The sequence below is a fragment of the Micromonospora sp. NPDC047793 genome (assembly GCF_040642635.1).
Taxonomy (GTDB): domain Bacteria; phylum Actinomycetota; class Actinomycetes; order Mycobacteriales; family Micromonosporaceae; genus Micromonospora.
Window position 1 is genome coordinate 1 of the sequence record NZ_JBEYSG010000035.1, and the last position, 10,958, is coordinate 10,958.

The following is a 10,958-nucleotide window of genomic DNA, read 5'->3' on the forward strand; positions in this document are numbered from 1 at the left end:
TCATCGGGGTACTTCTTCGGTGCTGCCACGGACGACTTCCTCCCCACGGCCATCAGACCATGATCAAGAAGCTCCATGAAAGCGGGGGTGGCTCACATGAGGAAAAGGACGGTTCCGGTGGCGGTGGGCAGCACGTAGCCGTGCCGGGGCGTCCCAGTCGGCTGATGGGTCGCGTTCCATGGCTGCGGGCAGGTCGGCTCCACGTTGCCGAAGGGCGTCGACAAAAGCGGCATCGTTCGTCTCCGCTGCCGATTGGCGTCGTCGCTGGTTGAACGATTGTCCCTGCCGCACCGGTGGTTGGGTTAGGTCCGTGTCTGACCGCCGGGAGACGATGCGGCCTGCGACGGCGAGCTCGGCTGGTGACGGGTTCGGTCGGGTGTCACGTGTTCGCGCCACGAGCCGGGCGAGGGGGCGCGTAGGAGGTGGTCCACCATGATCTGGGCTTCGGCTTGGCTGTCGAACTCCCAGCGAAGGGTTTTGCCGGTTTCGCTATCGCCGGCGCGGGCGATGACCCTCCAACGGGTTCGGCGGATGAGCCACACGTTGCGGCGCGCCAGTCGCCCCCAGGAGCCGTTCCACCACCTCCTGACCACCTGACCCATGGCCCGAATCGTACACATGTTCGATCAAGTTGGGTTCGGTGGTTGGGGAGATAGAAGCTCGCTCGCATGGCCCTCGACGTCCCGGCCCGTGGGTCCGCAGCGGCCAGCGCGATGTCGGTAGACCCAGTGGGGCAAAGGAGCTACGCCGGGTGGAGTCTGCGTTCGTCTTCGAGCGATCGACGCTTGGCCTATCCGGTGCTACTGAAGTTGGGCAGGGCGGCCACGGGGGGAGCCGCCCTGCCCGACTATGCCGTCACGGTAGCCCTGGCATCGATGCAGGACAACCCTCAAGGCGGCCTGGCAGGCCGGCATTGGCGTGATTCATCAGCTCTATCGCTTCTCTGGCTCTAGCCGTGTGCAGCGCGAGGCAGGCGACCTGCGTCCAGCGAGCGCCTCCTGGGCCGCAGTTGGTGCGGCGACTGAGGTCATTGCGACAGCAGCAGTAGGCGGGTAACGGGGGAACGGTCGGGGACGGTGTCGGTCGTCGGGCCGTGTGGAGCCGTCGGGATGTGTGGCGTTGGCATGTTCATGCCGGTGGAAGGAGGCTGAGGTCGGCGTTCATGCGGGTGGCGACGTCGGCGTCGAGTTGCGGGCCGTGGGCGAAGGTCCAGCCGCCGTCGCGGATGTTGGCGAGGGTCTGAGTGAGAGCGCGTCGTGCGTACACGACGCTTTCGTCATTCCAGAGTACGGTGGTGCCCTGGTCGCTGGTGTGGCTGTTGGTCAGGGCTTCGCCGAGGAGAGTCAGACAGTTGCTGGCGTCGTCGAGGACGCCGATAGCCTCCCACTTGTCGTGGCGTCCCTGAGTCAGGTGGTCGTGGTTGATGCTGACGCACCGCACCGCTTGGGCGAGTGACGCGATGAGTCGGCCGGTGTTCTCCAAGCTGACGACGGCGGGGGATGCCTCGGCTACCTCGCGCTTCTGCGCGTCGTCGGCCTCTTTGAGGTGGTCTACGAGGTCGGCAAGGTTGACGTTGGGAAGGTGAGACCGGACGTAGGTGTTTTCGCGGATGCCGAGGGCGGCGGCGGTGCTGGCGACGAGGTCGGCGAGGACGTCCTGTGCGGTGACCTTCGAGATGTCGAGGCCCTGACGGCGGCCTTCCTCGCATAGCCGCTCGACCGTTTCCTGAAACTTGGCCATCCTGCGTATGCGTCCTCCTGTGGTGGCAACCCGTCCGCACGGTAGCGGGTCAGTTCGTCGGTAGGCGGAGGCTGTCAAGAGGGATCGTGCTGACGAGGTGTGCTCGGCAGAGGGCAAGGCGCCATCCGTCAGTGCGGCGCCTTCCGGGTCAGACGACTGGGTCACGCTGGTGGGGGTGGCTGAGGAATTCAGGATCGCGTCGGGGCGAGGCGCGGGCGGTGCATGCCCGGTTCGACGTACGGCCTGCCGAATACGAGTTGGCCCGGTGGCATGGCATCCGGGCTGTCACCAGCGCGCTGGCTGCTGCCGATCTTCCGGCGTTGCGCGCAGGGCAGTTCAGACGTCATCTTCGGGTTCCAGGAAGCCGAAGCCTGCGGCCAGATGTTGCAGCGCGTTGTCGACGAGGTCGCTGACCTGCGTCGGTGTCGGGGCGGCGGTGACGGCGATCGACATTCGGGGGAGCGAGGATCGGGTGGGTTCGCCGAGAGCGGTCAGATCGATCAGCTGCTGCAGGTCGTGAGGGTGTCCGTCGGTCGGTGTGTTGGCGTGCTCGGCCTGCAGGTGCAGTTCCGTGACGGTTGGTCCGGCGGGAGCCTGGTCCTGCGGATCCTCGGTCACGGCGAGTGGAAGATCATGATGTGCTGTGTTCCAGGCTGCCTCGAAGAAGCGACGCAAGTCGCCGAGATCCAGGCGGGGGACGACGCGTTCGGGTGTCCCGTCTGGCGTCGGCGCAGCGGTGACGTCGATTCGTAGGTCGACGAGGGCCACGATGGTGGGCTGCAGACCGTCGGGTAACTGGAACCGCACCCACAGCCCCAAGACGGTGCGTCCGGAACCGTCGGTGAAACGAAGCCGATAGCTGGCGAAGCGGCGGTCGTTGTAGCCCTCGTCGGTCGGGGTGCGTTCCCAACTCCCGATGTCGGTGGTCAGCCCCAAGCGCCGAGCCAAGTCCTTCACGAGCGCAGGCAGTGGCCCGGTGTTCAGGGCGGCCCGTAGGCGCTTGCGGCCTGCGGTGTCGATGCCCCGTTCTGTGTGCTGCCAGAGCAATCGCGCAGCGCAGCGCAGTCGCAGGTCCATCCGGTTGCTGGTATCGATCCACCGGTCGTGCTCGCGCGTCTCGAAGCTGAAGCGTGTATGTGGTCGCCAGCGCCACGAATCGTCGTCTCGGCGCACGAGCTCGCCCGGCCCCCACCGGCCCCCGTCGAGTTGGACGTTGCGAGAACCACCGTCGATGAACGCGGGTGAGACGGAATGTGCCGGGTAGCCGACATCGGCGAGGTGTCCCAGACCGGCCGCCCGTAGGGCATCCCAGATGGCGGCGTCCATGGCGACCGGGTCGTGTCCGGCTTGAGCGCAGATCACCGCCTCGGGCCGGCCTGGGCCGCCAGGGAAGTGCTGAACCCAACCCGGACCATCGTCGTAGACCTCACTGGTGGGTTCTCCGAGAACATGGAGGCCACCGGCGGCTTGGTAGGCCGCTCGGAACGCCCGCTCGTTGCCCGGCGGTCCCTGACCAACCTGAATGGTGAGCGGGTGGAAGGCATTGTTGATGCGGCCCAACGTGGTGAAGGTCCTGGCGAGCACGTCCGCTGGCGAGATCAGATGAAGGAAACTTTGCCGTACCTCGGGGTGGGCGTTGAGGTACATCGACAGGGTGTTGCCATCCCACAGAGCGAAGTCCTTCAGACCGAGCCGCTCGGCGTAGCCGGCCAGTAGCGTCCGAACACGGTCGATCCCACCCGTGGACGGTGTGCTGGACAGACGTACGTTCGTGGCAAGGATCAGATACTCCGGGCGCCGGCCCGCGGTCACCCGTCGGCGACTCGGGTCGAACCATGCCCTGAACTCATGTGTGATCTGTCGGCAGAGCCAATCGGCGTCTCTGCTGCCGACCTCGACCCGGCGATACTTCGCCTGCAGCACTCCGTAGCCGCGCCACGGTCCGTCCGTGCCGGCATAGGCGGTTGGACCTTCGAAGCTGGCCTCACGCCCGCCATCGGGGCCGTCGCCGAACGCTTGGACACCCACACCGAGGACATGGACGGCCAGCGCTCGGCACAGGTCCTCGAAGGGGCGTTCGCCCAGCCGACCCAACTCGTGCATCACGGGACCATCACGCGTGCCAGGCTATAAAAGGCTGCAGCACCCCGGCTGGGGGAGTCCTATGGGCTGGTGCTCACGTTGCTACGGTGGCCGGGCCGCCGGCTGGAGTCCATTGGGTTGGCCGGGGTCGGTTGAGTCCTCATGGGTTCTGAAGGCGTTGGTGAAGCCGGCGGAGTAGAGGTCGACGCCGAGGGCGCCTTCGAGGTTGACGATGGTGAGCAGGTCGGCGTACTGGTCTCCGTTCAGGACGGAGCCGAAACCGCGGGCAGGGTGATTCCGCCGGGGAGTTGGCCGCGACGACGGGGCCGGGCCTGCGACCGTGAGAGTCTCTGCTGGCTGGCTTTTCACGCTGCCGCCGTGCGTGGGCCGCTGGTAGGAAGCCAGGAGACGCCGTAGGTGGCCCACCGGATCAGGACGGGCCGGTCGATTACGTGGATCTGGTGCCTGGCCGCGAACTGGCGGGCGGCTTCCGAGAGTGTGCGGTTGGTGGCGATCCCGACGATGTCGGCGCCGTGTTCCTGTCGGGCGGTGCCGTTCAGTTCCCTGACACATGGCGGCCTGACCCGGAATTGCGGGTTCGTCGACTGCTTGCACTGCAGGACGATGCGCCGACGGCCGGGCGTCAGGGCGATGACGTCGGCGCCTTGATCGTCCTTACCGCCGTGCTCTCGCTCGATGATGCAACCGTCGCGTTGCAGCAGCCACGCAATCCACCTCTCAAACAGCGTTCCGGTGGCGGTGTCGAACTTGTCGATGCCGGATGAGGCGTCGGACTGGGCGTAGGAGGCTCTCCTTTGCTCCTCGGCCTCGAACGCCTTGAGAGTGGCGATCCATCCGTCGTCGGCAGCGCTGGATCGGCCCTCGGCGGCCTGTGCCGAGGCAATAGACGACGCCAAGTGGCGCAGGGGTGACCGGTCCTGTGCGGTGTCCGCACGATATGCGTCCGTGATCGCGTCGCCGACGAGCCCGTCGACCAGTTCGGCGATTACTTTGTCGCATAAGGCCACGTGGGCGGCGGCCAGCAGGGCTTCGCGTGCCAGGTTCGCTTGGTCGGCATGAAGATACTCCTGCACCTCCTCAGCTACCGTCGGCCAACCCCGCTTCGCAGCCAGAAGCTTGTGGTACTTCAGGTTTGGTGCGGATGACTCGCTGATGTGTCGGCCTTGCTGTAGCCAACGTCGGCGAATCTTGGTGGCGGTCTGGACCTCGGCGTAGCGAAGGAGAACTGCTTGGGCGTCGTCGTCCGAGAGCCGTGCGACGCTCTTGCCGAACTGGCGGTTGAGCGCTCGGCCGGGGAACCTAGGGGACCGGACGGTGCCGTCCATGCTGAGTCTCACGGCGGGGTAGCGTAGCGGGCCCCTCCGACGAATCTGCTTCACCAGGACGTGGCGACTACACGTCCGAGGCGTCATGCCATCGGTGTGAATCGCCGTGACATGTGTCCACGGACGACCGCCCGTCGGTGCGTGGTGAGGTCAGGCCGTGACGGGGCGTCCGATGCTGTAACGCTCGCCTGCCGACCGGATGAACGCCGGGTGGTTCGACAACGCTCGTCGGATCGCGGCGGCGCTGACCCTTTGCCCCAGAGTGCGGTCGAGCGCGTCCCGGAGTTCGGACGGTGTCATGGGTGTTCCACTGCGCGCGAGATGCCGGGCGCAGCGTTCGGTGAGCGTTTCCTGGCGCCAGGAAGGATCGTGGACGGCAACCAGTGACGACCGCAGGTGATCGTACTGGGTGAGCTCGGCGCCGATCCGCGCGAAGATCGGCTCCAGGCTCTCCCACACGGCGGCGCTCGTGGCACGTACGCGATCACGACTGCTCCACAGCATGCTTGCTGCCCAGCCCGCCGCGATCCCCAGGGCCGGCAGAAGCCAGGCCCGGCGCGGCACCTGATGGAAAATGCCCGCCGCACCACCCCACAGCAACCTGGTCGTGATCAGTGCGGTGTGGAGCCGGTCGATCTGCCGGCCCTCCAACTCGCTAGCGGTGTGCAGCGCCTTCGCGTCGCCGGTCCAGTATCCGGCGTTGTTGTAACCCAGCCTGGCGAACACACTGTCGGAGCTCACGACGACCGTCGGGCCGAGGAATGCCGCCAGCGCCAGGGTGGGCCAATCGTCGGGATCCCCCTCGGGCGGCGGACGGCGGATGGCAGCGATCTCTGGACGGAGGTACTCGCCGATCGGCAGCTCTACGACTCGTAGCAGCGGGGCGACGTCGTCGCGCCACACCCGAAGGGCATCGGCCGTGTCGACGTGCTGCGACCGGCTGATGCGCTCCAGGTGCTCCTCCATCTCGCCGGGCACATGATCAGCGATGAAACACGGAACCCGTTCGGTAGCGACCAGTCGGGTGACCAACGAATCATGTCCGCTGTCCGCCTCCATGCAACAGGCCGTGGCCAAGGCGTTGGTGTCGAAGACCGCCACGAGTTGCGCGTGATGGGGCAGCACGGTGAGACCAGACTGCCGCCGCATCGGCATCGATGCCCTGGGCAACGGCGACCGGGCCGCCGTCACCGGTAACGCCAGCGCGTATGGAACCGCCATCCGGCCACCCCGATCGATCCGTGAGCTGAGGCCGGCAGGATGACAGCCGCCTACGACAGAATCCGCATGCGTACTCCGCCGGCGGCCGTCCGGCACCGCTGCCCTGCCAGCCGCCACTGCCCTACCGAAGCCATCCGGGCCCTGCGTCCCCGGCATCCGAGGACCGGCCAGAATCGGAAAGATCGCATAAGCCCCATCAGATCAGCAGAGCGTTTAGTACGGCCGTTCTGTCTCGTCACTGAACGGCTCGAACAGGCTGACGACGGTCTCAGCGTCCAGCTTGCCGGGGTTGGTCATCAACATGCTGTAGTCGCTGTCCTGGAAGAGCACGTCCAAGATGCTGTCCCAGTCGTAGTCGGCGGTCGACTCGGGGAGCTGCTCCAGATCGTCGTCGAAGGCGCCGATTTCGAGTTCGACAGGGCCGCGCTCGGTCATGAGATGTAGGGCCATCTCCTCAGCGTTGGTACGCGGGCGGGGCTCCATGCCGTGGGCGAGGTCGGCCGCCAGGTCGAGGAACGCGTTCCGAAACCGTCCCGCCGCGACGGGGGAGAGATGCCGAAAGAACGGCGGGAACTCATCCCAGGAGTCCGGGTCGTCGATCGCCGCCGTGATCTCGTCGCTGAGGATCTCTGCCGCGGCGTGAAGCAGCCGTGCGGTCCGTGGAGTGATCACCGGCGGCAGGCAGGTGTCGCACCCCCCACTGTCGCAGGACGGGCAGTCGAGGCATCCCTGACCGCACGTGCTGCAGGTGGCGCATCCACCCGCCGGGCAGCCGGTCACCGGGAAGCTGGCGAAGCCGGCCATCGTTCGACGCTCCAGGTGCTCGGCCAGCGTGTGGGCGTTGGCGCCGAGGCCGTCGAGAATCGAGGTGACCGAGGCCCGGACGGGCCCCGGCTCGGCGTCGAGCGCGGCCGACAACCGGTCACCGGTCCCCACAGGCGGGTGTCCGACGGTGAGCAGGTTCAACAGATCCGCGATGGTGTCGGCGCGCTCCGCAGTGGGGAACGTCGCCAGCGCCTCCACGGTCTCCCCACCGCCATGGTCGACGATGGCGAACACCCGATGGGTACTGGTGGTGTGCTGCGGCAGGAAGCCGTGATAGATCGTCTTCATCCGGGATTCCTTCTGATCGGCGAGCGCACTCGATTTGCGGGCGCACCGCAGGGGAGAGGCAGGAGGGCTGCACGCTGCGGTACGTCCACAACGCCTACGCCGAGAGGATTTGAGGCTGCCTGCCGGGGTTCGACCCTGGCCGCGTAACCAGATACCTGAATATCAGAGTCGGGCCTACGGAGCAAGTCTTCATCTCGCCGGAGCCCGGAGGGCTCTACGGCCGGGCCCGGCTACCGTATCGGAGCAGTCGGTGCGTGGGTCGCGTCATTCGCTGACGCCTGCTCAATTCCGAGGAGCATCTTCTGCTCCGATTCATGCTGGCCTACGGCCTCGACCTCGGCGGGCCCGGAGTGGCCGCCGAGTGATCGTTCGCAGCGGTCCTCGGCGCCTCTGCCGTCGGCTCCACAGCAGTCGAGCGGTGCCGGTAGACCCGTAGGTCGCGTCCCTGCCGGTGGGTGACCTCGGTGCTGATCTCGTAGAGGCAGGCCCGCCAGACGACGGTTTCCCCGTCGCCGGACGACGGTTGGTCCGTAGCCAGGTCCACCACGCGGCAGCAGCCTCATGCCACCCACCTAGGCATTCGAGCCCCGAGCGGAGCCGCAGACGTGAGAGCAACACCCTGGGGCATAGGCCCACCGATGGGGGTCGGCGATCGAAGGTGTCAGTGGATCGTGTGTGCATCACGAGCATGTCGCCCAGGTGCGGTCCAGATCGGCGCCGCCGTCACACGACCGCGACGGCGGTGTGCTCGCGGTGTGTGCAGGGTCGGGGTGTGGGTGGGTTACCTGCCGGCCTTCGCGTGGTACTCGTCCACGATTTCCTGCGGGATTCGTCCTCGGTCGGAGATGTCCTTGCCGGCCTTCCTGGCCCATGTACGGATTGCTTTGTTCTGCTCGCGGTCGGTGCTGGCGCCGCCCTGGCCGCGAGCGGCGCGGCCACCGACGACTACTCCGCCTCGGCCGACCTTCGTGCCGTGGGTGACATAGGGGGCGAACATTTCGCGCAGCTTGTCGGCGTTGCCGCTCGACAGGTCAATCTCGTACTGCACGCCGTCGAGGGCGAACTTGACGGTCTCCTGGGCGTCTCCGCCATCCAAGTCATCGATCAGCTTCTGGATAATTTGCTTCGCCACGGTACGGCACATTCCCTTCTGGCAGGGTGGTCCTACGAACGTAGGGACACGGTATCCTGCGCGGCGTTTGCCGCATCAACCAGATGGACTCGGCACGGTTCGCGGTGGCTTCCTGGGCCTTCCGATAACCGCCCCTCGGCCTGCCGCACCCTGGCTTCGGGTAGGTGAAGGGGTGGCCCTGGTTGGCCTGGTCGGCGAGTTCGGAACAAGGGCGACCTGTATTCAGTGGGCGGCCGGCTCGGCCCTCTCCTCGCGCCTATCCGCGATTCACGATGCGAGTTCGATTCTCGTCCCGGTCGGGGTGCCGGATAGCGGCGGGCCGCCTGGCGGGATGATCTGTACGCAGGCTTACAGAAGTAGTACGTGCCACAGCGCGTAGTCGAGGTTCGGTGCCTTCGTGCAGACACGGCGCGGCTCGCCGGCGCCCATCCGCTGTTCTCCGATCTGGCTGCTTTCGAAGTCCCCATCATGGTCAAACGCCCTTGCCGGACGGTGCTGTCGGGAATGTCAGGGTGGCGGTGATGAGGCGGTGGTCGGACGGGATCGGGTCGGTGTGGGGTAGGTGGACGTGGTAGCTGTCGGGGATGACGTGCGGGAGCATGGCGGTGTTGGCGAGGAGCCAGTCGATGAGCAGGCCGCCGCCGACGTGATCCTTGTTGTTGACGGTGGGCAGCAGCTCAGTGTCCGGGTTGGTTTGCCAGGCGAGGTCGGCGAGGGCGTGGAAGCCGCATCCGTCGTCGCGTTGTCGGGTGTGGGGGTTCCAGCGGCCGATGAGGTGGTCGACGGCGTCGGTGTCGGCGGTCCAGGTGCCGTCGGGTAGGTGTCGGCCTTTCTGGGCGCGGGTGCGGTGGTCGGCGGCGGTCCAGTCTCGTTGGGGGAGGTGGTCGCCGCTGGCGGTGGCGTTGAGGTCCCCGCCGATGATGACGGGTCGGCGGGTGGTGCCGTAGCGGTCGAGGAGGGCGGCTTGTTGGCGGCGGCGGATGCCGCAGTGCGGTGTCCAGTGGGTGACGGCCGCGGCGAATTCGACGCGGTCGCTGTCGACGTCGGCGGTGGTGGCGAAGACCGCGATGTTGCGCTTGTCGGGGAACAGGTGCGGGTCACCGGCCTCAGGCCAGCTCCGGAGGGTCAGCACGGTGGGGTCGTAGATGATCGCCGACGGCATGGGGCTGTCGGGGTCGTGTCCGAGCAGACCGACGTAGCGGGTGTGGAACCGGTCGGCGAGCAGCTCAGCTGCCTGGTGCAGGGGGCGGCTGCCGTCCTCGCGCCAGTGCTTCGCTTCGTTGAGCAGCAGCAACGCGGGGGCGTGTTCGACGGTATGGAACGCGTCGACGAGCAGCCGCAGATCTCGTCCCTGACCTTGTCGGCGTAGGCCGCCGGCCTCGAAGTTGAACAGGGCGATCTCCATGCGGGCCATAGCTGCTTCCCTCTCAGAGGTCCGTCGGGTGGGGCGGTGCGGTGCGCGGTTCGGCGGGGTTGTTGTGGTGGGCCGTGTCGCTGTCGCCGTGTGGTCGACCGTTTCGACTCGCGGCGACCTGGTGAAATCCGCTCCAGCCGCTGGGTATCTCCCAGTGCATGTCGATCGCGTCGAGGGCGGCGATCCTGTCTTGCGGGAGGGTGCCGTCACGTCGCGCGGCGCGTTGGGCGTGAATCCAGCGGGAGAGGTCGATGTCGCCTTCGCGGTGGCCTCGGCTTGGGTGCAGGTGTCCTTCGCGCTGATGGAAGGCGGTGGCGGTGATCAGGTTGCGTTCCCAGGTGGCGTCCCGGATGGACCACTGCATGCCGAGTGCTTCCAGGGCGCGGATGCGGTCGGTGGTGAGGCGTCCGAGTCGGTAGTCGGTGCGGCGGGCGCCGAGCCAGTCGTAGAGGTTGATGCCGTTGATGAGCTGGCCGTACGGGACTCGGATGTGGCCGTGGGTGGCGTGGAAGTGGTGCAGGGCGGCGACGCCGTCCTGGTAGGAGGGGCGGCGTTTGGCGGTCCAGTTGATCCCGAGGTCGGTGAGGGCGGCGACCCGCTCGGGAGCGAGGGTGCCCTTGCGGTGATAGCCGCGTTGTTGCCCTACCCAGAGGGCGAGGTCGAGTCCGTCGACCACGTATCCGGTGGGCACGTCCAGGTGGCCGTGCTCGGCACGGAACGCGGTGGCGGCAGTGATGCCCCGTTCCCAGGCGCGGATCGTGGGTGTCCAGTCGAAGCCAATCTCGGTCAAGGACTGGACCCGGTCCTGTGGAAGTCGTTGTGCCTGGTAGTCGGCTCGCTGGCGCGCGGCCCAGCGGTCCAGTCGCACGCCGTGGCGCACGTGGTCGACGGGGACTTTCAGGTGTCCGTG

General features: G+C 67.1%; 8 protein-coding genes and 1 pseudogene. All 9 read right to left on the reverse strand.

The features are described 5' to 3' along the window. Positions 1-1,128 precede the first annotated feature (1,128 nt). On the reverse strand, positions 1,129-1,740 hold the full coding sequence (locus ABZ738_RS32370) for a hypothetical protein (RefSeq protein ID WP_357219698.1): 612 nt from the start codon (positions 1,738-1,740) through the stop codon (positions 1,129-1,131). Positions 1,741-2,076: 336 nt separating this feature from the next. Then, on the reverse strand, positions 2,077-3,843 hold the full coding sequence (locus ABZ738_RS32375; RefSeq protein ID WP_357219701.1) for a hypothetical protein: 1,767 nt from the start codon (positions 3,841-3,843) through the stop codon (positions 2,077-2,079). A gap of 344 nt (positions 3,844-4,187) precedes the next feature. After that, positions 4,188-5,180 (reverse strand): restriction endonuclease, encoded by a 993-nt coding sequence (locus ABZ738_RS32380; protein ID WP_357219703.1) that lies wholly within the window; start codon positions 5,178-5,180, stop codon positions 4,188-4,190. A 138-nt stretch (positions 5,181-5,318) separates the two neighbouring features. After that, positions 5,319-6,389, reverse strand: coding sequence for a PIN domain-containing protein (locus ABZ738_RS32385; protein WP_357219705.1), 1,071 nt, complete (start codon positions 6,387-6,389; stop codon positions 5,319-5,321). 213 nt (positions 6,390-6,602) lie between these two features. Further along, a complete protein-coding gene (locus ABZ738_RS32390; RefSeq protein WP_357219708.1) occupies positions 6,603-7,502 on the reverse strand; it encodes a hypothetical protein in 900 nt (299 codons plus the stop codon). A gap of 368 nt (positions 7,503-7,870) precedes the next feature. Further along, positions 7,871-8,065: pseudogene (locus ABZ738_RS32395) on the reverse strand (hypothetical protein); the annotation flags it as partial. Positions 8,066-8,283: 218 nt separating this feature from the next. Beyond that, entirely contained in the window at positions 8,284-8,634 is a 351-nt protein-coding gene (locus tag ABZ738_RS32400; RefSeq protein WP_357219710.1) for an Lsr2 family protein, read from the reverse strand. A 472-nt stretch (positions 8,635-9,106) separates the two neighbouring features. Further along, positions 9,107-10,048: a hypothetical protein gene (locus tag ABZ738_RS32405; RefSeq protein ID WP_357219713.1), complete on the reverse strand. Its 942-nt coding sequence runs from the start codon at positions 10,046-10,048 to the stop codon at positions 9,107-9,109. A gap of 13 nt (positions 10,049-10,061) precedes the next feature. After that, positions 10,062-10,958: helicase associated domain-containing protein (locus ABZ738_RS32410; RefSeq protein WP_357219716.1), on the reverse strand; the 897-nt coding region annotated here is incomplete at its 5' end.

Coding starts and splice junctions, on each gene's coding strand:
- ABZ738_RS32405 (WP_357219713.1), bottom strand. CDS start 10,048: ATGGCCCGCATGGAGATCGCCCTGTTCAACTTCGAGGCCGGCGGCCTA.
- ABZ738_RS32385 (WP_357219705.1), bottom strand. CDS start 6,389: ATGGCGGTTCCATACGCGCTGGCGTTACCGGTGACGGCGGCCCGGTCG.
- ABZ738_RS32375 (WP_357219701.1), bottom strand. CDS start 3,843: ATGCACGAGTTGGGTCGGCTGGGCGAACGCCCCTTCGAGGACCTGTGC.
- ABZ738_RS32390 (WP_357219708.1), bottom strand. CDS start 7,502: ATGAAGACGATCTATCACGGCTTCCTGCCGCAGCACACCACCAGTACC.
- ABZ738_RS32370 (WP_357219698.1), bottom strand. CDS start 1,740: ATGGCCAAGTTTCAGGAAACGGTCGAGCGGCTATGCGAGGAAGGCCGC.